Below are 21,841 nucleotides of genomic sequence, written 5' to 3'. Positions count from 1 at the left end.
TTGTTCAATCAAATTCATTAAATCATGAAGAATAATATACAACGTATCATGTCCGTTTGTGTGCTGTTCGTATTTGTACTCATCGTGCAGGTACAGCAGGCCCAGGGTCAGTTGATCCTGCAGGCTACGGAAGATTCTTTTACGCGCGCTGGCTCCAAGTCTGACACTAATTTCGGAGACCGGGATTTTATGCAGTCGGCTTCTGGTGAGGGTAGCAACCTCCATGAAATCTATCTAAAATATGATGTGTCCAACGACATAAGCGATCTGGATATGATCAAAAGTGCAACGCTCAATCTGGTTCCATTTGGTACCAAGTGGGGAGAAGATGGGAGTACTACCTGGGTGTCGTATATCCAGGACGACACCTGGAGTGAAGCCACCATTACTTACACTACCAGACCGTCTACCACTCAGGATTCTGTAGCTGCTGTGGTCACCACTTCCTCTGGAGGAGAAACCCAGGAGTCGGTACACACCATAGACATTACAGACTTGCTCAAAGGAGAAACCGATAAAGTGCTATCTATGAGGATAAACAACAGTCTCCTGGCCGGTACTTTTAAAGCCAATTACCACACTAAAGAATATACAGACGGTGGAGCTTACCTGGAAATAGAGCTACACAAACCAGGTACGGCCTTCTCGGCCAGTGCTCAATCCATCAAAGCTGGAGGTACAGTGAGCTTTACAGACGAAAGTACTTATTCCCCTACAAGCTGGAAATGGACTTTTGCAGGGGGTACGCCAGCCGAGAGTACTGAGCAAAACCCTACAGTGACTTATAGCACTGAAGGCAAATATGACGTTACCCTGGAGGCTACCAATGCAGGTGGTTCCAATACTGTCACTCAGTCGGGCTATATCGTGGTAGATGCAGAGGGCGTGACTACTGTCAAAATCTACCCTGCGGAAGATTCTTTTACCAGATCGGGCTCTAAGTCAGATGCCAATTTTGGTGATCGGGATTACATGCAGGCCGCTTCTGGTGAGGGTAGCAACCTCCACGAGATCTATCTGAAGTACGACTTGTCTCAGGAAATAGCTGACCTGGAGCTCGTGCAGTCGGCTACATTAAACCTGGTGCCTTTTGGTACGAAATGGGGTGATGAAGGTAGTACCACGTGGGTGTCTTACATTCAGGATGATACCTGGAGCGAGACAACAATCACTTACAATACCGGCCGGCCTACCCCTACAGAGGATTCGGTAGCCGCAGTGGTGACTACCTCTAGTGGCGGTGAAACTCTGGAGCCAGTGCATACCATAGATGTCACAGATCTCGTAAAAAGAGAAACTGACAATACGCTTTCACTTTTGGTGAAAAACAGTCTGCTGGCGGGCACTTACAAAGCGAACTATCACACCAAAGAACACTCCACTGGTGGAGCTTATTTGGAAGTGGTTATCGAGCAGAGTGATGTATTGGCCGTAAAGGATGCACAGATCAATATGGACATCTATCCGAACCCTACCACTGATAGGATTCAAATTGCAAATATGAATGCAGCCATCACCAAAGTGGTAGTGTACAATGTATCTGGAAAAATGGAGCGTATTCACCTGATAGATGCTGAGCTTCCAGAAATCACCATATCACTGGCAGATCTTGCTAAAGGCACTTATTTGATCCGTGCATATGATAAGCAAGGTGGTGTGAAGACTGGCCGGATAATTAAGCAATAAGTAGCTGATGATACTAAAGGTCTGTCACCTCAGTGGCAGACCATTTTTTTGAAATTCCAAAATACCTGTTATGTGTAGATTGACCTGGATAATGATCATCATATATTTTGTCTGTGGCTGTGCTCAGAAGGCCGTCACGGATGACCGCCCAAATATCGTATTGATTATGGCGGATGATATGGGCTACTCAGATGTCGGCTGTTATGGTGGTGAAATTAACACGCCTAACATAGATCAATTAGCATACACGGGATTACGTTTTACCAACTTTTACAACAACGGCATTTGTGTGCCTTCCAGAGCCTCTTTACTTACCGGTGTGTATCCACAAAAAGTGGGGATATACACCAATCGCCCTGCCCAATATACCAATAGCGTCACCCTGGGAGAAGCATTGAAAACCGCTGACTATCGTACACTGATGGTAGGTAAGTGGCATGCCGATCAAACACCCTATCAGCGTGGTTTTGATCGATATTTTGGCCTCACAGATGGTGCTGCCAATCATTTCAACCCCGGACCACAGCGAGTGGGCGAACCCGAGCCGGGCAGAAAACTGTCTACCGTGCCCAGAGGATATCCTAGACGCTGGGCGATAGACGATAAGGAATTTTTGCCTTATGAAACTCAGGAAAAGGACTTTTACTCCACAGATACCTTCACCGATTATGCATTGGACTATCTGGAAACATACAAAAATGAGGACAATCCTTTCTTTTTGTATGTGGCATATACAGCCCCACACTACCCCCTGCATGCCTGGCCTGAAGATATTGAAAAATACAAAGACACTTACCACATAGGGTGGGATTCGCTACGTGCTCAGCGCTTTACCAGACTTCAAGAGCTAGGACTGATCAGCAAAAACCTAACACTGGGTGCACGCGATGAAACCGTACCTGCCTGGGATACCGTGAGCAATAAGGAAGAATGGGCCCATACCATGGCTGTATATGCGGCTATGGTGGATCGCATTGATCAAAATGTAGGGCGGTTGGTGCAAAAGCTGGAAGAACTAGGGAAGAGAGAAAACACGCTTATTCTGTTTTTGTCAGACAATGGCGGCTGTGGCGAGGATGCCAACTATACCCCGAATATCCCTCCCGGGCCTGTAGACTCTTACCGCTCGGTAGATGCTCCGTGGGCCAATGCCAGCAATACGCCCTACAGACGGTTTAAAAAATGGAACCACGAAGGTGGCATCAAAACACCGCTGATCGTCAACTGGCCACAAGAAATCAAAGAAGGGCGTGTTACGGATGAAATCGGACATATCATGGATTTTATGCCTACATTTTTAGAGTTGGCTGGTGGCACCTATCCACAAGCCTACAAGGGTAACCCCGTAGCACCATTGGATGGAAAGAGCCTCCTGCCGATCCTCAAAGGCACAGGCGTCTCTCAGCAGGAAGTGCTCTACTGGCAGAGCAACCCTCAGCAGCACCGAGCAGTGCGCAAAGGAGACTGGAAGCTTGTTTCGCAAGGTGATGCCTATGAAACGGAGCTCTATGACCTGTCTGTAGACCCCTTGGAAAACATAAACCTGGCCAGTGAACTACCAGATAAAGTAGCCGAGCTCGACTCGATGTTTTATAACTGGGCTCAGCGCATGGATATAAAAGACCAGGAGTACATAGAATTTTAAGGTGTTCGGAAAAAAGAAGCTGATTTTTTGAGTAGAATCAAAGAGCTCAAACCTCTTTACTAGTAGAGACGAAAAGAATAGTGCGACAACCAAAAACCATATTTACCACCCTTCATCACTTGCTGATTTTTCTGAGCTGTGTATTGGCTTTCGGCTGTGAAGAACATCCTCAAGACCTTAGGTTTCAGCTAGTCAATCCGATCGATCTGCACCGCAACGGTGAGGTGGTCACTATAAATGTGAAAGGCATGAATTTGTCCAAACACTACACTGCCTCGTCTGATGCGTTTGCTGGTCTTCCTGTTCAGCATGTAGATTTGGATCAGGATGGTTTGTGGGATCAGTTGCTCATCGCTTTGGATTTTGGTCCGGCTGAGCAAAAGGAAGTTTCATTTCTGGAGGCAGAGCATCAGTCAGAAGAGTCAGCTGCAAATAGTATTACGTTTTCAGTGAGAAAAGAGGGGGTATATACGGGATTGGAAATACATGAAATGGACAGAAAGCGCGGAGCGGTACAGGCTGCTGGGGATCCGTTTTTTCACCTGGAAGGCCCGGGCATAGAAAATGATAAAGTGGCCTTTCGTACTTTTTTTGATCCACGCAATGGGAAAGATATCTATGGGAAGCTGACGGAGCAGCCAGTGCTCAAGCGTGCGGGAATAGCCAGTAGCTGGCACAAGCCAGCCGACTGGGGGATGGACATCTTGCAGGTGGGTAAATCGCTGGGAGCGGGTGGACTGGCCGTGAGCGAAGAGGGGCAGCTTTACCGATTAGGTGATGCAGACAAGAGCAGGTACCAGCTGCGCTATGAAGGGAGTCTGGCAGCCGCACACCGCATCACATTTACTGGCTGGGATGCTGGATCTAAAAAAATCAACGGCTATGAGCAGCTGACGCTTCAAAAAGGAAACTACTACTATCACAATGAAATAGGCCTTAGTGATTCATCGCTCACTCTAGCCGTAGGCATGCCCAATTTTAAAAGCGATACGCTCCTGTACACCAGGCACAACGATAAGTTGGCCTCTATCTGGACGTATGCACCGCAAGCTGACGGTACTGCTACTCACCTGGGCATGGCGATCATGTTTGCTCATGAGCAGTATCAAGGACATGATGCTATCAGGGACGGAGGAGCCATAGCCAATACCAGCTATGTGAAACTAAGTGGTAAGGGGCACAATGATATTTGGTTTTTTGCTTGCTGGGAGATGAGCGATGAATACTTCTCCACTCAGGAGCACTTTGAGCGCTACCTACAGCAGGAGGCCGATAAACTATCAAATAAAATAGAAATCATCCGAATATAATGGACAGAAGAACTTTCACGAACCTACTAATGGCCACCGGTATTGGACACATGATGCTCACACCGGGCATAGCATCTGCCAGTGGCAACTGGCTGGAGTCACTCACGAGTGATCTGCCAGACAATCTGCCAGAAAACCTCAAGAATATGGTGGAGCAGGCATTGGACAAGCCCTACAGTGAGATGACCACCAACTGGGACGGGTCTATCCAAATCGAAGGCTTGCTCCGCTTTGCGAAAAGAGGACATGCAGCTTCGTATAAGTACGCTACCGAGTGGTTTGATTACCGTCTGGAGACCGATAGCAAAATGACCGATGAGGAGTATTTTGCTCAGTACATCACCAAGGCCAGAGCGCGGATCAACAGGCGTGGGCCACTTACCTTCAGTATTTATTCTGCCAATTTAGGGGTGGCTTTTCCGGTGCATGACCTCTATAAGCTTACGCACAATTCAACAGCCCGTCAGGTTTGTTTGGATGTAGCAGATGCTATTTTGCACGAATGTGCTCGGGATAAATATGGAATGGTAGCGCATGATGATGGTAACTTTACGAGGTTTGCTATTCCGGATACCACTTACTGGGCTACTCGAGCCAATGCCATAGCTGGTAATCTGACCACTGGCGAGCTTAGTGAGATGTATTACAAGCAGGCCATCATACAGCTCGATACGGGAATAGATGTGTTTCTCAACAAGGATACTGGCCTGGTCAGGACAGGTATTTTCAATGACGAAATTGGCCAAACTTATTGGTGCAGGTCTCAGGGGTGGTTGCTGTGGTCCATAGTGGGGCTCCTCAGAAACCTGCCTACGGATCATCCCAGGTTTGAATATTTCGCGGAGCAGGCAGAGCTTATCGCCAAAGCTGTAAGAAAGCATCAGGGTAAGAATGGCGGATTGCATGTGTTGGTAGATGACCCTAACTCTCCGGAAGAAGTAACCGGGATGGCCATGTGTCTTTCGGCCATGAAAGAAGCTTCTAGAGAAGGGTGGATCACAAGTCAGTACAGTGAGTTCTTCGAAAAAGGGTGGGACTACATTCAAAAAAGCGTGGATGAGCAGGGTAACGTCACCAATGTATATACAGCATGGGCCAAGCCTGCGGAAGCCAGAGATGTCAATCGGATGAATGAACGTTTTAGGGGTTTTGTACCCGGTATACTCATGGTAGCAGCAGATGAAATGACCAAGTAAAAAAAGAGATAAAATGAATGTACTAGAACAACAGGGAGTCATACTCCCAAATACGGATATTGAGGTTTCACCCATAACCTATGGGGCATTTGCCATCGGTGGCTGGTTTTGGGGTGGCGCCAGCAAAGCGGATGGTCTGGAGGCCATCGATACGGCTATTGCTAATGGTATCACTACCATCGATACCGCACCTATCTATGGCATGGGCGCCAGTGAGTCTATTGTAGGAGAAGCAATTCAGGGCAAGCGCCATCAGGTGCAGATCCTCACCAAGTTTGGCATGCGGTGGGACCTGGCCAAAGGTGATTTTTTTATCGACTCAGAGCAAAACGACGGTACGCCGGTAAAAATCTATAAATACAACGGACGAGACAGTATCATAGCGGAGTGTGAGGCCAGCCTGCGCAGGTTAAATACGGACTATATAGACCTCTATCAGATGCACTGGCCAGAGTCTGTGACGCCTATGGACGAAATACTGGAGGCGCTAAGCGAGCTAAAACAAGCAGGAAAGATCCGTGCTGCGGGGCTGTGCAACTCTGGCGTGGACCTGCTCAAAGCAGATACGAATGGCGTCATCGCTACCAACCAGGTGGCTTACAGTATGGTAAACCGTAGCATAGAAGATGAGCTGGTACCTTACTGCAAAGACCATCAGGTGGGCATACTGGCTCATACCATTTTGCACAAAGGGCTGCTTACTGGCAAAATACGTCCTGGCCACCAGTTTGGAGAAGGAGACCACCGAGCTAATAATCCGATGTTTAAAGCAGGGAATCATGAGAAAATTGTTGGGTTTTTAGATGCCCTGCATCCCTTGAAAGAAAAATGGAACTGTACCCTGAGTCAGCTGGTGATCAACTGGACCATACAACAGCCCGGAATCACCTCTGTGCTGGTGGGCGCTCGTGATAAGCATCAAATGAAAGACAATGCACGGGCTCTGGAGTTTAAACTCGACGCTGAAGATATCGAATTAATCGATGGTCTGCTAGATGGCTTGAAACTGGAGTTATGAAAAGCAATCAAACCTATACTGTTTTTTTCTATCTGTCAGTAGTTGTGCTGTTGTCGGCTATTGCTGCATATGCTATTGGTCAGGTTACTTTAGGTAATGTGTTGTTCTCAGGTTTTTGGCTGTCGCTGGCCATCGGCGTGCAGCGATTCAGATCCTTTAGTCAGCTGACATTTACACTATTCATTTTTGCGGCGGTCACTCTGGCGCTGGCTTTCCCAGAAGCACTTACTCGAGCTGGCTCTTTTGAGTACAAGGAGCTCATCGTGCCCCTCTTGCAGGTGATTATGTTTGGGGTGGGTACGGCCATGAGTTTGCGTGATTTTCAGGGAGTGCTTAAGATGCCTAAAGGTGTAGGCGTAGGTTTGTTGTGCCAGTTTACCATTATGCCTGTTGTTGGTTTTACCATCGCTCATTTGTTCGGTTTTCCCAATGAAATTGCGGCTGGTATCGTGCTGGTAGGGTCGTCACCTAGCGGGCTGGCATCCAATGTGATGGCGCATATAGCTAAAGCAAACCTGGCGCTATCAATCACCCTCACCTCCGTGGCTACAGTACTGGCACCTATTGCTACACCATTTTTGATGAGTATGCTCGGTGGAGAGTTTGTACAGGTAGATGTGCTGGGGATGATGTGGGGAGTGGTCAAAATGGTAATTCTTCCCGTAGGTTTAGGCCTGGTGTTTAACCACTTCCTCCATGGGAAGTTTGCCTGGCTAGACCGCTTTATGCCTAAGCTATCAATGATCGGTATTGTCCTGATCATTGTGATCATCACAGCAGCTGGTAGGGATAGTTTGCTCAATGTAGGTGCGCTGCTTATTGTGGCGATGTTTATCCATATGACGTGTGGTTTTTTCCTGGGCTATTGGGGAGCACGATTGTTTGGTATGCCCGAAAACGACTGCCGTACGGTAGCTATAGAGGTGGGTATGCAAAATGGAGGATTGGCTTCAGGTATTGCCGCTTCTATGGGTAAAATCAATACACTGGGACTAGCTGCGGCGGTAAATGGGCCAGTGATGAACATCAGCGGCTCGGCACTGGCTACCTGGTGGAGCAAAAAGACACCACAAGCAAAGCATGAAACAACATCAAAATTAGAAACCGTATGATGGATAGTATAGATGCGAATCGATTGGTACGGGAGGCCGTCAAAATCGCTGAAGAGCGTGAAGTAGCCCTCTCTATTGCTGTGTGCGATACCCACGGTGAATTGGTGGCTTTCTACAGAATGAATGGCGTAGGGCTGCAGACTGGGCCTTTGGCAAGAGCCAAAGCCTATACGGCCGCCCGCATGCGTAAGTCAACGCACCTGCTGGGAAAGTGGAGCGAGGAGCATAAGAAGGATATTTCCAACTGGGTGGACCCTCAGATGACTTGTTTGGGGGGAGGTTTGCCCATTGTAAAGTCTGGACTCGTAATTGGGGGGATGGGAGTGAGTGGATTATCTCCAGAGGAAGATGAAGAAGTAGTGGCTCTTGCTAGCGAAGCACTGTTGGTCGATACTGCTGACTTATAAACGGGAAAAATACTAAGGCAGGATTTGTCAGTCATCTGATGAATCCATGGGCGACCCAAGGGGTCGCCCTTTTTTGATTGATCAAATGTGTGTTCAAATTGCGGAAGCCACACAATCCCCTTAAAAATTGTGGTTATCGGTTTAATTTCACTCCTATCAGTATGATCGCTTTCAGCGAAACCTAATTCTTTCAAAAAACCCTCTATTTCCTCTACCCACTTTTGGGTATTTTTCATTGAAAAAGCTCAAATTTCCCGTTCAGAGCTTTTTTATCCATCCAAAAACGCTTTTGTTAGTCTTCGAAAAAATGCGGGCAGCCCCAATTTGCCTAGACATTAACCCTAACCAAAAGCACATGAAAAGACTAGCAATCCTAATGACATTGATATTGCTGATGTTATCCGTTCTGGGTTTCGCTTAACCATTGCGGCGGATGTTTGGCAAATGCCAAACGTTGGTTTTACAACATAGAAAGCTCCGAAAATCGGAGCTTTCTGTTTTTCTAGTTGCCCAATATTTTCCAGTTTACCCGTAAGCCTGCATACAGGTTTCTGGGGTTTGCCGGGTAGTAATAGCGTGGTGCCCTGCCCCCAAAACCCTGGGCGTTGATTAGTACCATGCCGGCATAGTGCGTGTCAGTCAGGTTGTTGATCCCGCCGTGCACATCCACAGTTAGTGCTTTCCAGGAATGTTTATACCCAATTTTAAGGTTGCTTACCCAGTATGAGTCGGTGTAGAGATCATTGGCGTCAGTTATGGGCATGGCACCTACATAGCGGCCATTTAGGTTGCCGTATACTCCTGAAGCGGAGATTAGCTCTATGCCCGGGTTTACTATGATTTCAGGGCTGCCTGTGAGTTGATTTCCAGAGTAGTCGGTATCCTGGTGTTCAAACTCTCGAAAAGTATAGCGCATCAGTGAGGTGTTCAGAAAAGTGTTTACAGTATAATTGGGGCCTGCCTGCCAATGGTAATTGGTACTCAGATCTAGTCCCCAGTGATGATTAACACCAGCATTGACGCCCACATAGGCATCTTCGGCCGTTCGCTGAGCCACCAGCAGGTTTCTGATTGGCATAAAATAGGCAGCAGCATCCAGCTGAAAATGAGGTGTGGAGATGCGAGTGCCTGTTTCGAAATTCCACCCGGTTTCTGGTGCGATTTCCGGATTAATGGCTCCGTCAGGTAGGAGGGTTTCTTCCAAAGTTGGGGGTGAAAATCCGTGACTTACATTCGCAAAGAGCGTCACTGGTTCATTGATCTGATAGAGCATGCCTAGCTTAGGTGATAGCACTACTCCAAAATCATAGGTGCCACTTAGGTCTTCTTCATTAGGAAGGTTGTCTGCCAATTGATAGTAGGTGTAGTTTAGGTTGGAGCCGGCAGTCAGGGTAAGTAGGTTAGAAAGTTTCCAGTCCATCTCCACGAAAAGGTTGGCATACTGTCTTTTTTCATCAAAATCTGAAAGTTGGTCACCCTGTACACTGCCATTGGTGTTTTCCGAATATTCATTGGCATAGGTTTTCCACTGATAATGGTCATGGAATAGCTCTGTACCTATGGTTAGAGATAAGTTGTCCGTTTTGCGCGTGGCTGTGGTTCGGTTTCCTATCGATTGGGTGGATTCATCCAGTATGTTGAATGGTCGTGGCTCATACGCATCGCGAAAACTACCGAAAATGGAGTTCTCTAATTTCCATTTTTGCGGGAGGTTTTGGTGCCAGGTGAGCCCAAATAGTCCCTTATCGTAGGCTTCATAGCCTTTAGCGCTAGCCCACGTGAATGCAGCTTTTCTAGGCGCATTTTGAAAGTCACCCTCGTTTATGGATGAAGGTATAAAGGCTTTTAACCTGGTGAATACACCTAGAAAGGAGAATGATGTGCGGTCAGATTTTCTCCAGCGTGCAGTCATACCGAACTGCTTTTTGTCCAGTTGATTGTTTTGGCGAAAGCCATCTGACTGTAAGTCTGAATATGTAGCAGTAATATCAAAGTCTTGTTGGTGGTGCTGTGCGCTGAGCAGCGTTCGACTAGTCCCGAATGCCCCTAGTGTGTAGCTACTCGTGAGGTTAGTGCTGTAGGGTGCTGGGGTAGGGGCATCTAGCCGAATGACACCTCCCAGGCCTGCTCCATAGGTGCTGGATGCCGGTCCTTTGGTGATCGTCATGCGACCAATGAGCTGTTGATCGATATCTTCAAGCGTGGAGTTGCCACTGCCATCTGTTAGCGGGATGTTTTCGTAGTAGGCTTTCACCTTGCTGGTGCCATAAGGCGTGCGCGATCCGATGCCTCGCAGTGTTATTCTATTAGTGGTGGAAGTGCCGGTGTGGACCATTACTCCCGGCGTTCTGTTCATGGCATTGGTAATGGTGAATGGATCATCTCGCCGGAGCATCTGAAGGCTGATGATGCGCACACTAGCTGGTGTGTGGTTGAGTTGTTTGGGGTTGGTCCCACTAATTACCATTATTTCATTGAGTGTGAGGCTGGTCGGTTGCAGGGGGATGTATAGCTTTTTGTCAGTAGTGGACGTGTGGTAGGTTTCGTAGCCCAGGTAGGTCACTGTAAGCGTTGTAGGAAGTGTTTTTACAGTTATTTCAAACTGCCCTTGAGTATTGGATGTCGTGGTGTCATCAGGTGTAATGATGAGTGCCCCGGCCAGTTCGGCACCAGTAGTTGCATCGGAGATTTTTCCAGACAGAGTAGTTTGGCCGTGAGCGCAGGCTGCCAGCATACAGATAAAAGCAAAAGTGAGGGAGTGGTGTGTCATAGAGAGTAAAACAAATACTGGGGGTCAAAAGGTTATGAGGTTACAAATCAAAAGGAAAAGGACATGGAAAAGCAAGAGATTACACAACACTTAAATCAAATTGTCAGCAATATAGCAGCGATAAAATCTGCTGTATCTGGCCGGACATTGGAAGAGTTTCGTAAAGAAGAACAGACTAAAGAGGCAGTGTATGAGTACCTACAGGAGATAGGTCAAATTGCTCATGAAGTTTCAGAGCATGCTACTGACGAGCTGGTAAATAGCCTATCGATGGCGCAGCTCTCCAACCTGCGCAATGCCCGATACCACCAGGAGGCAGAGTTGCATCATCAAAATACATGGAATCTCATACACAATGACCTGGAAGCCATTGCCGACGAGATAGAAGCTACAATAGGTGAGTTGCAATCATGAAGCTTACAAAATGTAGTCAAAATATGCATAGGGTACAGTTATAATGTGCGCAGGATATTGGGTTGATCTGATGTATATTGCGCAAAAAAATAACCAATACTTTTACCATGAACATACTTAAAAATTATTTAGCTGTAGTACTGGTTGCGGTCTTGATGTCAGCCTGTGGAGGTGGTGGTACTAAGGAACAAGCGGCCAGTAAAGAGGTAGCGGAAGCCCCGGCAGCAGAAAGTGCGACTGCAGTGCCTGATTCGGTAGCGCTGGTAATAGAGGGCACCGACAATATGAAGTTTAACAAAGACGAGCTGAAAGTGACCGAAGGTCAGGTGGTGACGCTCACACTGAAGCATGTAGGCTCTATGCCAAAGGGCTCAATGGGACACAATTGGGTGCTACTGGCGGCCAAAGCTGACCCTGCCGTGTTTGGAGCAGCGGCTACTTCAGCTCCTGATACCGACTATATTCCTCAGGATAAGCTCGACTGGGTGATAGCTCACACGCCTGTAATTGGTGGAGGCGAAGAGGCTACGATTACCTTCGAAGCCCCAGCAGCTGGGTATTACAAGTTTATCTGTAGTTTTCCAGGTCACTGGGGAGTTATGCAGGGTGACTTTGTAGTGCAGCCCAAATAAGGTCGATCAAAAAGTATCTATAGAAAGTGCTTTGATCAGGATGAGTTTCTGGTCAAAGCATTTTTTTTATCGAATGTCCAGATCAAACGTAGTGAGAAGCCCGGCCAGGTCCATGCGGCTAAACCTGGCTTTTTTCAGCGTGTTTAGATTCGGGTTGATGTTGAAATGCTCCGCTTCTCGGAGGTCTGCTTTGGTCAGGTTGGTGCGCTCAAAAGTAGCCCCTGAGAGATCACATCCTCCGAAGCTGCTTTGGCTGAGATCACTTTCGGTAAAATCTACTTCCCGCAGGGAGCACTGATGAAATCTTGTTTTTGGGAGCTTCAACCCATAAAAAGTGGATAGGTCCAGCTGACATTTCTCAAAATGCACTTCGAGCAAAAAAGGATTGCAGTCTTCAAAATGAAGCCCTAATAACTTGCAGTTGGAAAACCTGACGTCCTTTAGTCCAGTGTTGGTCAAGGTGGTGTTGCTCAGGTCGCAGGAGATAAACTCACAATCTATAAACTCACTTTCTGATAGGTTGGTACCTTCCAGGTGACAGTTGCGAAACGTGCAGTTTTCGTATTTTCCCGACTGTAGGGTTTGTAGTCCTTCTAAGGATTGATCAAACAGGTCTATTTCACTCATGCGACAATTCAGCGTCTTTGGTGTAGGTAGTTGAGTCTTTATGTAGTTTGAAGTGAGTCAGCCCCTCTTCAAGAGAGGTGGCAATATAAGCGAGTCGGTCAAATTTTTCACTGAAAAGACTCATTCCTTGTGATAATTGGGAAGTAGAGGAGGCAATTTCTTCGGAGCCGGAGGCCGATTGCTCAGCTATCACTACTACGCTCTCAGTGATGCGCACTACATTGGCCAGGTCTTCTTTTTGTTTGCCTGTAGCATCTAGTATTTGTTCCGACAGTGCTACCGTTTTTTCGGCCATACTTGCAGTGTCTTCAAAGGCGCGGGTGGCGTTTTTGGAGGCGCTATGTCCATCCTTTACGTGCCGATCCATCTGCTGGATGGCATTTTCAGTTTCAGACGTTTCACGCTGAATGTCTTTTACGATTTGTTCGATCTCTCGCGTAGAGTTTTTGGAGCTTTCGGCAAGTTTGCGAATTTCATCTGCTACCACAGCAAACCCGCGTCCAGCGTCGCCAGCCTGGGCGGCTTCTATTGCAGCATTTAGTGCGAGTAGGTTGGTTTGAGCGGAGATTTCGGCAATTACTTTCAGTACCCGGTCTATCTCTTTGGAGCGGTCCACGAGCGAGTCCATCAGTAGGCGTGTAGACTGGGAAGTTTCGGCGATGGTATCTATAGCAGCAATAAAATTGTTGACAATCTGAGCGCCCTCTTCGCTTGTTGCTTTACCCTGCTGAGCTGTTTCAAAGATTTGTTTGGAGATTTTGTCTGTCGTGTTGCTGTAGTTGAATGCATGCTCGATTAGAGCAGAGGCTTCATCCACTTTGGTTAGCTGATGTGCTGAACCATTGCTCATTTGTGATACTGCTGAGGCAATTTCTGTTGTGTTGTATTTCATCTCATGGCTGGAGCTGTTGAGCTCAGCGGAGGACTGACCTATCTCAGTTGCTCTGGAAGCAATTTGGTTGAGAAGTGACTGTACTTTGTCCAGGCCATGATTGATGTTTTGGGTAGTTTTTTGAATATCACCTTGAGTGCTAGCCTCGTAGCGCTGGGTGAGGTCGCCGTTGGCCAGTGCATTGGCGATGCTATTGATGTGCTGGAAAGGTTCCGAGAAAGAATCCAATAGATGGTTGATGGCTTTGCTCAGCTCCAGCCAGGCTCCTCTGCGGTTGCTGATATCTATGCGTACACCAAGGTTACCTTTAATTCCAGCTTCCTCTATTGCTTTTTCACTACAGTGGCCAGATTGTCCCTCATTTCTATCAGTGAGGCGCCGAGCAGATCATTGTTACTTAGAAGCTCCACATGAGTGTCTAGTTTGCCGTTTCGTATGTCGTTGGCAAATTGTGTTTTGGCAATCAGTCCATCCGTCAGGCGATTGAGTGCATGGTGTGCCTGGCCGAGCTCATCACGGGAGTTTACTCGCTTCTTTACAGGGAACTCACCTTGGGAGAGGAGGTGGGCGTTGTGGTTGATGAGGTTGATGTTTCGGGTGATTTTACGGATATGAACCCTGAGTATGATGATTCCAATACTCACAATCACGACAAAAAAGCCAATTAGGGAGATCAGACTGACTTGTTGTCGTTGATCTATTCTTGTCTGGTTGATGCGAATAAACTCATCCAGATAGGGTACTAGCTGATGAATGGCATGGCGAAGCTCACCGTGTAATCCTTTGTTTTCTGTGAGACCTATTGCCTGTTGGATACTTACCACTTCATGGAAGTGCTGTTGGTACGTGTCCAGTAGTTGTAGTAGCTCTTTTCTTTGAGAGCCGCTTACCACGCGCTGATTTAGGTGCTTTCGAAAGTCAGTTACAGCCTGGTCAAACTTCTTCAGATACTGTAGGTCATTTCTTAAGAAAAAGTCTTTTTCGTGGCGCCGAAGCATGAGCATATACGCCCTGTTGTAAGTGATATTGGCATTTTCTATCGAATGAATCGCTCCTCTTAGCTTTCCTACCAGCCCATGGTCTTTAAAACCTTTGACTTGAATCTGAGTAGCCAACTCATTAAACGTGCTTGAATAGTTGGTAAGTAGTTTTTTTGCTTCATTGGCACGCACAGCGTCCACTTTCCCGTGCTGAGAGAGACTGTCAAGGTGGGAGGTGAGGTGGTGGCTGATCGTGCGATGAGCTGTAAGGTACTCATTGTTCCCGGTATTGATGAAAGTAGTGTCTTTATAGGCTCGGGCCAAAAAGTCTTTTTCGTGTTTGCGTAGTTCTAGCACATCTAGTTTTATCGCTAGAAAACTTTTTTGCAAGGCTTCATACTCCAGCATATTACTAACGGTGAAATATGTCCAGCCTCCAAAAAGCAAGGTGAGACCATATGGAATTAAGAATTTACCTGAAAGCCCTCGAAATATCTGCATCAATTACTCACTAATGGGTGAACGTATCTGCAAGATTAATGATGAGTGGCTGAAACCGTGAATTCGGGGAGTTATGCTTGGGTTAATTTTGGCGGGTACGTGGTTTTACGGATGCCAGATATCGGCATTTATAATGACCTTTTTTTGGTGAATTACTCCGATAAAAACTGGCGATTTACTGCGGTACTTTTGATGTTGAGAAAATAGACTTTTTGACCAATATGAAAAGAACAGCGGTATTGATTTTTTTAAGTCTGAGTACGATCAGCACTTTGTTTGCTCAAACGAGTATCGAGGAGGAATATGATCTGCTCACGGAGCACTGGCTGGAAGCATCAGATGTACTCAAGACCTATGATGGGCTCGGACTACTTTGCAATGATGCCAAATTCAGGAACAATACCCTGGAGATACTTTCTCTGATTCATCACTACGATTCTGTGTTGCTAGATCTAATGAAGGATCCTACGGTGGAGCTGGAGATTAGTAGTCATGAATACCGCAAGACCATGAAAGAGTTGCAGCAGTTTGAAGCTGAATACGGTGTAAAGTCATTTGTGAGCTTTCTCAAGGAAAGCTGTCTGTCGCGTCGAGATCTGGAGCGCAACAAGGAAGAGTTGCAAAAAGCCTCTGGAATGTACTCTTATGATGGGCAACGACTCGTCCTGGAAACTAAGCTGGGAAAGTTTTTGAAGCACATCGATAAGAAGGTAGTAAGTATAGATAAGCACATCCATCACATTCACCCAGATCAGGTGAAGGAGGTGAAGTTGCTTTCAGAAAATCACCCGAACTAAAGCCTATGAGGCCACTGCGATACCTCACATTTGCTCTGTTTGCTTTCAATATCCTGTTTGTGATCGATGCATTTCAGCAGGCTGTACAGCCTGTTACGCTCACACAAACAGCGATTGAACCTGTGATTTGTTTGTTTAACTCTAAGCTCTATCTGCAAGAAGAAGATTATGACAGGAGTCAGCAGGAGCTGTCTACAGCTATACGAAAGATGTACTTGCTGCGCGACAGGCTCAACCATAAATCTGGACAGGAACTGGTGGACGAGGTGCTGCCTTCGCTAGTCAAAATGCGTGATGCTTATCTCAGCAGAGTGCCGGATACAGAAATGGTCAATGACTGCTATGTAAGGGCGCTGTTGGCTATGGCTTACCTGCAAGTGGAGCATGCGCTCGCCTGTGTGGGAGAAGAAAACAAAGCTGACGAGCTCAATAAGTCTTTGCGCAAAGCAATGTACATCACCAAGAAGGCGCTGATTCTCTCGGAGGGTACTAAGAAGGACTATGAAATAGATATATACGCCTCTATGTACGAGGTGCTGAAGTCTAAGCATCTGTCAGATACCTATCAGCAGAAAACGCTGACAGGTATCTTGCACGAGATTCGAGACCTGGAGGTTACTTTTGATCATGCTCCGATGCAGTATTCTTTAGCCAACCAAGATGGGTATGAGCAAAGGAATCACTAAACTTTAATCCATACCCTAACATTCGGTCTAGCGAAATGTGGGCTATGAGGATGATCCCTGCCAAATACAACTGATCCATTTGGAAATACCAACCAGCAAGTAGCAATGTGCTGGCTAGCAAGCGGTGGTGGAAAAAATTGTAGCAAATCGCTCCTACCCGGGAGCCTGCCAGATACCCTAGCATGCCGATATCTGGCAAAAGCAACAGCGCTGGAAAATACCACCATGTATAAGGAAGTATGTTAAATCCCACTATCGCTAATACGAAAATGCCCAGTTCTTCTAGTTTTAAGAGTTGATTCATGGTTGTTACACGTGATGTAAAGCCTGATCGATATCCCATATAATATCCTGGTGGTGTTCTACACCTATAGAGAGTCTGATCTTTGCGTCAGTAATTTGCATGGTTTTAAGGTCTTCATCGTCCACTCCGGCATGCGTCATGGACTTGGGGTGCTGGGCCAGGCTCTCGGTGCTGCCGAGACTTACGGCAAGTTTGATGAGCTTGAGGTGGTTCAGGAAAGTGAATGCTTCCGATTCGCCACCTTTGATTTCAAATGAAACCATGGCCCCACTTCCAAGGCACTGTCTGCTGAAGATGTCATAGCCACGATCGCCAGGCTGTAAGAGTCCGAGGTAGTTTACACTGGCTACTTTAGGATGGTCTGCAAGGTGTTTAGCTACCTGTTGGGCATTTTTCTGTTGTTCTTCCATGCGTACCTTGAGTGTCTCTAGGGAGCGCATCATGAGCCATCCGGTCCAGGGTCCAGCCATATTGCCCAGAAAGGTGCGCAGTGTTTTTACACGCTGTAGCAGTGGCTTGGAGCCGAGCACTGCACCGGCAATGATGTCGCTATGGCCTCCTATGTATTTGGTGGCTGAGTACATCACCAGGTCTGCTCCGTGCTGGAGGGGGTGCTGCCAGAGCGGTCCCATGTATGTATTGTCAGTGGCGATGAGTATGCGCTCGTCCTGCTCCAGCTGATCGGCTATACGTCGGCAGCAGGAGAGGTCTATCAGGTCATTGGTAGGGTTGGCCGGTGTTTCTACGAAAATCATCTTTAGCTGGCTTTTTTTGCCGGAGGCTTCTAGTAGCTGTAGGATTTCTGCTTCACTCTGGCCGGGTTTAAATCCCAGAACATCAATCCCCATTTTGGGTAAGAAGTGATGAATAAAATGATCAGTGCCACCGTATATCGGGCGACTATATAGCAGTAGGTCTCCAGGCTTCAAAAACTCCAGAAGTACTGTAGTGATGGCAGACATGCCGCTTTCGAATACCGCACAGTCCTCGGCCTGGTCCCACAGGCACAGGCGGTTTTCCAGGATCTCCAGATCGGGGTTGTTGATGCGGCTATAGATCAATCCCAGCTCTTCGTTGGGTAGCTTTTCACGTTTGCCATAGGCTACTTCGAAAAAAGCTTTGCCTTCCTGGGCGGTCTTAAAAACAAATGTGGAGGTTTGGAAAATTGGGCATTTGATGGCTCCCTCAGATAGCTCTGGTTTGTAGCCATGAGTCATCATTAGACTCTCGGGTTTTGGGGTGTAGGTCATGTTGTTTGGGGTAGTTGTTGTACTTCGCTCGAAGATACTATTTCTTCCCAAACTGCGCTGCTGACCACAAAAAATAAAGCCCCTGCTAAATGTTCTTAGCAGGGGCTTTTCTTAAGTCTGTCAAAGAAGACTTTTAGTGTTCGTCTTCCTCTTCTTTAGTGCCATCACCAAACTTGAGTGCGGCGGCATGTCCGTGCTTGTAGCTGTGCGTAATTTTCTCAGTTTGTGCGAGGAGAAGTGCCGAGATGATGAATACCATGTGGATCACAATCTCGATGATGATTCCTTCGGCTCCGGCTTTTTGCTCTGCCTCACGATAATCTATAAAAGTCTTGAGGAGCTGTACCCCGGAGATGGATGCCAGTGAGGTTGCAAGTTTAATCTTTAGCTGACCAGCATCAAGGTCTTCCAGCCAGAGCGGCTTGTCTTCATGCGAGTCTACATCTATTCTACTGGTAAAGATGGAATATCCACCTATAGTTACCATTACTACCAGGTTCATTACCATGGAGATGTCCACCAGCCCGAGGATGCGAAGCATCATCTCAGTTTCGTGGAGTGTAGTTGTTTGCTGAAAAGTGTGGTAGAGTTCCTGAAAAAACTTTACCAGATAGAGGAATGATCCTAAAATAAGACCGGTATAGAGAGGGGCCTGTACCCATCTACTCCAAAACATGAATCCTTCGAAAAAATTCTCAAACTTTTTGATGCCTGAATCTTGTGCCATTTTCAATATCTATAGTTATGAAAGCCGAAATATACGATAATATCATTTTGAATTGCGAATGATCAAAATGAAAAATCAATCATTCTTCACAAATATGACGAAAGTATTTGAGAATAGGTCGTGAAGCCCGCGTTTGGCAGGGTGGAGGGCTACCACCAAAAAGCCAATGAAAAAGGTGAGCGCCGAGACTATTTTAATAAGTGTACGTGCTGCACACCTCCAGGGTGAAGGAGGTTGCCCATGTTGGTCTACAACTTTCAGTTTCATCCAACGTTTACCGGGTGTGGCATTCCATTTGCTACTGACAAATAGAATTTCATATAACAGCGTGAAGACACTGCAGGCAACGAATAACCACCTGTTGGAATCTATTCCAAAACTCAACAGGTAGTAACAGGGGAGGAGGATAAGCAGGTCAATATTATGGGCCATTAGCCGTGGCCAAAAGCCAGCGTATGTCATTCCGTATTTTAGGTTTATTTGAGCTAAATTGGAAAAACAACAACAAGATACCTAGAGATGAAAGCGATAAAGGTTTTATTGGTGATTTTATTGCTTTTAGTGGTCACAATTTTTGGAGCAGTCTATTTTTTGCCCGACGAGGCTCATATGGAACGCAGCGTGGTGATTAGGGCTTCACCTCAGGAGGTATATCAGGAGTTGATCTCTTTTCGGAATTTCAATACCTGGTCGCCATGGGCCCAGCGTGACCCTAAAACGAAGTTTACCTATGAAGGTCCTTCCTTTGGAGAGGGGGCAGCTTTTCACTGGTCTAGTCAGAACCCTGATGTGGGCGATGGGTCTATGGAGATAGTGGCTGTTGAGAAAAATCATAAAGTGGTTTGCAAAATGAGGTTTGAGGGTTACCCCAGTGAACCTGTGGCTTCTTTTCTCCTGGCGCCTACTGCAGGAGGGACAGAGGTGACCTGGACCTACAACGAAAATCAGGTAAAGGGGCTTTCTAAAATTTTCATGCTCGGTATCGATGGCTTTTTGGGGGCGGATTATGAAAGCGGCCTTCAGCAGCTAAAAGAGCGAGTGGAAAGTGCGCCGGTGTTTAAGTATAATGTACACCTCACGGAAATATCCACACAGCATTATCTGGCGGTACCTGATTCCACAGTAAATGACCCAGCTCTCATGGCTACACGCATGGCTCAACATTTCGGTGATATATATGCTTATCTGGCAGTGAAGGGCATCGAGCCACTTGGTCCTCGTATGGTGGTGTTTCGTAGATTTGACCGGGAGCTGGTGAGTTTCGAATGCGGAGTACCTGTGGCGATCAGCCCGGAGATGGAGTTGGCCGATTTTCAGGTTAGTGAGCTAAATCCTGGTTTTGCCATTCAGGCAGACTTTACGGGACCACATAGTGAATTGGCCAAAGCCTACGACGAACTCATGAAGTTTTCACTGTACTATAACTATGAAACTGCCGGGAATCCATGGGAGCAGTACGTATCTGGCCCTGAATCTTATGCGGATTCTACCCAATGGCTCACGCGTGTTTTCTATCCTGTAGAATAAAATTTCGCTTTGACTATTTCAGTCAGAATATACTTTCGATTTATATAGATTAATTGGGTGTATTTCCGAATAATTATGGTGATTATTGGAATATTACCAAATGGGGTATAAAAAATGCAATGAAAACCATTGCAACAGGGGGGTAAATTGCGATCTAAGCAATCGGGGTGAGTCCAATTATGAAAATTATAAATATTTAGAACTTAACAATTAATTCATCTAATAAAATGCCTTAAAGCTTGCGAATTAGGTCGGTTTTGATTGACCTTTGTATCATAATTCATAACGCAAATGAATAATACTATGAAACATTCAATCAAACACGTACTGGCACTTTTAATAGTTTTGAGTGCCACGATGGTAAGCGCAGCAGACACTGCTTATCTTGCAACGGTATGCAAGATCGTAGCGGAAGAAGAAGACAAGCTTTACAAAGTGATTTATCAGGCTGCAAAAGAGGAGAATGTTAAGATTCAAATTTTTGACGAAGTTGATCAGCTTGTTTATAAGGAAAATTTCAAGTCTTCAGGTTTTGTGAAGAAATTTGATCTTTCCAATCTTCCTAAAGGAACATACGAAATGCAGGTAGCTACTGCAGAAGAGCTTTACATTGAAGAGTTGACTATTGGCGACATCAGTGGGTTCAACTTCATTCTCACTCCATGGGATGGTAAGGCTATCTCTGTAGTAGGATCTCACAAAGACGGTAAGGATATGACGTTGGTAATCCTGGATGATGACCGAAACCAGGTATACAAAGAGGCTTTTGCTGATACGCATCAGGTTCATAAGAAATACAATTTTTCTAACCTTAAAAGTGGTGCAGTAACATTTCTGCTGTATCATGATGATCAGTTGATCAAAGAAGAAAAATTCGAGTTTTAGTTTAGGTAAATGTGACTAATAGGTGAAAAGAGGCGCTCAGTGGGCGCCTTTTTTTTGGTATACACCTTACTGATTATTGATGTCGGAAGGGGTGTTGTTTTTTGTTTTTGCTTTCTAAGGTAAAGCCTTGTTTTAAAAGAATGCTTTAAATACTTTTGCCATCCGTTTATCAGCAGGGTAGGGTGAAACTACTCTGAACGGATGCCTGAGTGGCGGAACTGGTAGACGCGCACGACTCAAACTCGTGTTCCGCAAGGAGTGCCGGTTCGATTCCGGCCTCAGGTACTGAAAACCCTGGCAATCTATAGATTGTCAGGGTTTTTTTATGCGTGCGCCCGGCAGGGCGCAAATACTTGGAGGTGAGTTTTTTTTTTTTTTTTAAAAAAAGGGACAAGTCCTCTGTACGCCCGATGAGGGGAAGTACTAGCTGAGCGGCAAGTGTATTGTCTGTGAAGACCTGCATGAAGGAAGCCGA

Annotated in this window: 21 protein-coding genes and 1 tRNA gene; 14 read left to right on the top strand and 8 right to left on the bottom strand. The window is 46.4% G+C overall.

Annotation, left to right across the window (positions count from 1 at the left end):
* Window positions 1-24 precede the first annotated feature (24 nt).
* The 7 genes from C7460_RS08225 to C7460_RS08195 all read left to right on the top strand — a co-directional run bounded on the left by C7460_RS08225 (window position 25) and on the right by C7460_RS08195 (window position 8,374).
* Window positions 25-1,686 carry a CBM96 family carbohydrate-binding protein gene (locus C7460_RS08225; RefSeq protein WP_115867620.1) on the top strand — a complete coding sequence of 554 codons (1,662 nt, stop codon included), beginning with the start codon at window positions 25-27 and terminating at the stop codon, window positions 1,684-1,686.
* A gap of 91 nt (window positions 1,687-1,777) precedes the next feature.
* The gene (locus tag C7460_RS08220) at window positions 1,778-3,331 is read left to right on the top strand and encodes an arylsulfatase (protein ID WP_170147935.1); all 1,554 of its coding nucleotides are present in this window, start codon (window positions 1,778-1,780) and stop codon (window positions 3,329-3,331) included.
* 80 nt (window positions 3,332-3,411) lie between these two features.
* Window positions 3,412-4,641 carry a DUF4861 family protein gene (locus C7460_RS08215; protein WP_170147934.1) on the top strand — a complete coding sequence of 410 codons (1,230 nt, stop codon included), beginning with the start codon at window positions 3,412-3,414 and terminating at the stop codon, window positions 4,639-4,641.
* Complete coding sequence (locus C7460_RS08210; RefSeq protein ID WP_115867617.1) at window positions 4,641-5,837, top strand: glycoside hydrolase family 88 protein; 1,197 nt, start codon at window positions 4,641-4,643, stop codon at window positions 5,835-5,837. Before C7460_RS08215 ends, C7460_RS08210 begins: the two co-directional genes overlap by 1 nt.
* 13 nt (window positions 5,838-5,850) lie before the next feature.
* A complete protein-coding gene (locus C7460_RS08205) occupies window positions 5,851-6,855 on the top strand; it encodes an aldo/keto reductase (protein WP_115867616.1) in 1,005 nt (334 codons plus the stop codon).
* A complete protein-coding gene (locus tag C7460_RS08200; protein ID WP_115867615.1) occupies window positions 6,852-7,967 on the top strand; it encodes a bile acid:sodium symporter family protein in 1,116 nt (371 codons plus the stop codon). The genes C7460_RS08205 and C7460_RS08200 overlap by 4 nt, the downstream gene beginning before the upstream one ends.
* Entirely contained in the window at window positions 7,964-8,374 is a 411-nt protein-coding gene (locus C7460_RS08195; RefSeq protein WP_115867614.1) for a GlcG/HbpS family heme-binding protein, read from the top strand. Before C7460_RS08200 ends, C7460_RS08195 begins: the two co-directional genes overlap by 4 nt.
* Before the next feature lie 502 nt (window positions 8,375-8,876).
* Here the strand turns inward: C7460_RS08195 and C7460_RS08185 are convergent.
* Window positions 8,877-11,144, bottom strand: a complete 2,268-nt coding sequence (locus C7460_RS08185) for a TonB-dependent receptor domain-containing protein (protein WP_115867612.1) — start codon at window positions 11,142-11,144, stop codon at window positions 8,877-8,879.
* Window positions 11,145-11,207: 63 nt separating this feature from the next.
* Between C7460_RS08185 and C7460_RS08180 the strand changes: the two genes are divergently transcribed.
* Together C7460_RS08180 and azu are read left to right on the top strand one after the other, a co-directional pair.
* Entirely contained in the window at window positions 11,208-11,558 is a 351-nt protein-coding gene (locus C7460_RS08180) for a HepT-like ribonuclease domain-containing protein (protein WP_115867611.1), read from the top strand.
* Between the two features lie 107 nt (window positions 11,559-11,665).
* Window positions 11,666-12,190 carry an azurin gene (gene azu, locus C7460_RS08175; protein WP_115867735.1) on the top strand — a complete coding sequence of 175 codons (525 nt, stop codon included), beginning with the start codon at window positions 11,666-11,668 and terminating at the stop codon, window positions 12,188-12,190.
* 66 nt (window positions 12,191-12,256) lie between these two features.
* Here azu and C7460_RS08170 read toward each other — a convergent pair whose 3' ends face one another.
* From C7460_RS08170 to C7460_RS08160, 3 genes are all read right to left on the bottom strand, one after another.
* Window positions 12,257-12,817, bottom strand: a complete 561-nt coding sequence (locus tag C7460_RS08170) for a pentapeptide repeat-containing protein (protein WP_115867610.1) — start codon at window positions 12,815-12,817, stop codon at window positions 12,257-12,259.
* The gene (locus C7460_RS08165; RefSeq protein ID WP_262511846.1) at window positions 12,810-13,967 is read right to left on the bottom strand and encodes a methyl-accepting chemotaxis protein; all 1,158 of its coding nucleotides are present in this window, start codon (window positions 13,965-13,967) and stop codon (window positions 12,810-12,812) included. The genes C7460_RS08170 and C7460_RS08165 overlap by 8 nt, the downstream gene beginning before the upstream one ends.
* A gap of 65 nt (window positions 13,968-14,032) precedes the next feature.
* Window positions 14,033-15,190: a methyl-accepting chemotaxis protein gene (locus C7460_RS08160; protein WP_115867608.1), complete on the bottom strand. Its 1,158-nt coding sequence runs from the start codon at window positions 15,188-15,190 to the stop codon at window positions 14,033-14,035.
* 221 nt (window positions 15,191-15,411) lie between these two features.
* Here C7460_RS08160 and C7460_RS08155 point away from each other — a divergent pair, with 221 nt between their 5' ends.
* Together C7460_RS08155 and C7460_RS08150 are read left to right on the top strand one after the other, a co-directional pair.
* Window positions 15,412-15,987 carry a hypothetical protein gene (locus C7460_RS08155; protein ID WP_115867607.1) on the top strand — a complete coding sequence of 192 codons (576 nt, stop codon included), beginning with the start codon at window positions 15,412-15,414 and terminating at the stop codon, window positions 15,985-15,987.
* Window positions 15,988-15,992: 5 nt separating this feature from the next.
* Window positions 15,993-16,673: a TFIIS N-terminal domain-containing protein gene (locus C7460_RS08150; RefSeq protein WP_115867606.1), complete on the top strand. Its 681-nt coding sequence runs from the start codon at window positions 15,993-15,995 to the stop codon at window positions 16,671-16,673.
* Here C7460_RS08150 and C7460_RS08145 read toward each other — a convergent pair.
* The 4 genes from C7460_RS08145 to C7460_RS08130 all read right to left on the bottom strand — a co-directional run bounded on the left by C7460_RS08145 (window position 16,603) and on the right by C7460_RS08130 (window position 19,416).
* Window positions 16,603-16,977, bottom strand: a complete 375-nt coding sequence (locus C7460_RS08145) for a DUF4260 domain-containing protein (protein ID WP_115867605.1) — start codon at window positions 16,975-16,977, stop codon at window positions 16,603-16,605. The two genes, C7460_RS08150 and C7460_RS08145, sit on opposite strands and share 71 nt — an antisense overlap.
* Before the next feature lie 5 nt (window positions 16,978-16,982).
* On the bottom strand, window positions 16,983-18,227 hold the full coding sequence (locus C7460_RS08140; RefSeq protein WP_115867604.1) for a cystathionine gamma-synthase family protein: 1,245 nt from the start codon (window positions 18,225-18,227) through the stop codon (window positions 16,983-16,985).
* A 133-nt stretch (window positions 18,228-18,360) separates the two neighbouring features.
* The gene (locus tag C7460_RS08135; protein WP_115867603.1) at window positions 18,361-18,954 is read right to left on the bottom strand and encodes a TIGR00645 family protein; all 594 of its coding nucleotides are present in this window, start codon (window positions 18,952-18,954) and stop codon (window positions 18,361-18,363) included.
* A 75-nt stretch (window positions 18,955-19,029) separates the two neighbouring features.
* On the bottom strand, window positions 19,030-19,416 hold the full coding sequence (locus tag C7460_RS08130; RefSeq protein WP_115867602.1) for an RDD family protein: 387 nt from the start codon (window positions 19,414-19,416) through the stop codon (window positions 19,030-19,032).
* A gap of 57 nt (window positions 19,417-19,473) precedes the next feature.
* On the opposite strand from C7460_RS08130, the gene C7460_RS08125 reads away from it, so the two are divergent.
* From C7460_RS08125 to C7460_RS08115, 3 genes are all read left to right on the top strand, one after another.
* A complete protein-coding gene (locus tag C7460_RS08125; protein ID WP_115867601.1) occupies window positions 19,474-20,481 on the top strand; it encodes an SRPBCC family protein in 1,008 nt (335 codons plus the stop codon).
* 303 nt (window positions 20,482-20,784) lie between these two features.
* Window positions 20,785-21,366 (top strand): T9SS type A sorting domain-containing protein, encoded by a 582-nt coding sequence (locus tag C7460_RS08120; protein ID WP_115867600.1) that lies wholly within the window; start codon window positions 20,785-20,787, stop codon window positions 21,364-21,366.
* Window positions 21,367-21,569: 203 nt separating this feature from the next.
* Window positions 21,570-21,651: transfer RNA gene (locus C7460_RS08115), tRNA-Leu, on the top strand.
* The last annotated feature ends 190 nt before the right edge of the window (window positions 21,652-21,841 follow it).

It is taken from the genome of Marinoscillum furvescens DSM 4134 (genome assembly GCF_003386095.1).
GTDB classification, from domain to species: domain Bacteria; phylum Bacteroidota; class Bacteroidia; order Cytophagales; family Cyclobacteriaceae; genus Marinoscillum; species Marinoscillum furvescens.
This window is presented reverse-complemented; position numbering and strand designations above follow the sequence as displayed.

What these genes read in the sequence shown, in the direction of transcription:
- C7460_RS08170 (WP_115867610.1), bottom strand. Translation starts at nt 12,817, where the DNA reads ATGAGTGAAATAGACCTGTTTGATCAATCCTTAGAAGGACTACAAACC.
- C7460_RS08180 (WP_115867611.1), top strand. Translation starts at nt 11,208, where the DNA reads ATGGAAAAGCAAGAGATTACACAACACTTAAATCAAATTGTCAGCAAT.
- C7460_RS08210 (WP_115867617.1), top strand. Translation starts at nt 4,641, where the DNA reads ATGGACAGAAGAACTTTCACGAACCTACTAATGGCCACCGGTATTGGA.
- azu (WP_115867735.1), top strand. Translation starts at nt 11,666, where the DNA reads ATGAACATACTTAAAAATTATTTAGCTGTAGTACTGGTTGCGGTCTTG.
- C7460_RS08140 (WP_115867604.1), bottom strand. Translation starts at nt 18,227, where the DNA reads ATGACCTACACCCCAAAACCCGAGAGTCTAATGATGACTCATGGCTAC.
- C7460_RS08125 (WP_115867601.1), top strand. Translation starts at nt 19,474, where the DNA reads ATGAAAGCGATAAAGGTTTTATTGGTGATTTTATTGCTTTTAGTGGTC.
- C7460_RS08150 (WP_115867606.1), top strand. Translation starts at nt 15,993, where the DNA reads ATGAGGCCACTGCGATACCTCACATTTGCTCTGTTTGCTTTCAATATC.
- C7460_RS08155 (WP_115867607.1), top strand. Translation starts at nt 15,412, where the DNA reads ATGAAAAGAACAGCGGTATTGATTTTTTTAAGTCTGAGTACGATCAGC.
- C7460_RS08195 (WP_115867614.1), top strand. Translation starts at nt 7,964, where the DNA reads ATGATGGATAGTATAGATGCGAATCGATTGGTACGGGAGGCCGTCAAA.
- C7460_RS08185 (WP_115867612.1), bottom strand. Translation starts at nt 11,144, where the DNA reads ATGACACACCACTCCCTCACTTTTGCTTTTATCTGTATGCTGGCAGCC.
- C7460_RS08160 (WP_115867608.1), bottom strand. Translation starts at nt 15,190, where the DNA reads ATGCAGATATTTCGAGGGCTTTCAGGTAAATTCTTAATTCCATATGGT.
- C7460_RS08135 (WP_115867603.1), bottom strand. Translation starts at nt 18,954, where the DNA reads ATGGCACAAGATTCAGGCATCAAAAAGTTTGAGAATTTTTTCGAAGGA.
- C7460_RS08145 (WP_115867605.1), bottom strand. Translation starts at nt 16,977, where the DNA reads ATGAATCAACTCTTAAAACTAGAAGAACTGGGCATTTTCGTATTAGCG.
- C7460_RS08120 (WP_115867600.1), top strand. Translation starts at nt 20,785, where the DNA reads ATGAAACATTCAATCAAACACGTACTGGCACTTTTAATAGTTTTGAGT.
- C7460_RS08130 (WP_115867602.1), bottom strand. Translation starts at nt 19,416, where the DNA reads ATGACATACGCTGGCTTTTGGCCACGGCTAATGGCCCATAATATTGAC.
- C7460_RS08225 (WP_115867620.1), top strand. Translation starts at nt 25, where the DNA reads ATGAAGAATAATATACAACGTATCATGTCCGTTTGTGTGCTGTTCGTA.
- C7460_RS08205 (WP_115867616.1), top strand. Translation starts at nt 5,851, where the DNA reads ATGAATGTACTAGAACAACAGGGAGTCATACTCCCAAATACGGATATT.
- C7460_RS08220 (WP_170147935.1), top strand. Translation starts at nt 1,778, where the DNA reads ATGATCATCATATATTTTGTCTGTGGCTGTGCTCAGAAGGCCGTCACG.
- C7460_RS08200 (WP_115867615.1), top strand. Translation starts at nt 6,852, where the DNA reads ATGAAAAGCAATCAAACCTATACTGTTTTTTTCTATCTGTCAGTAGTT.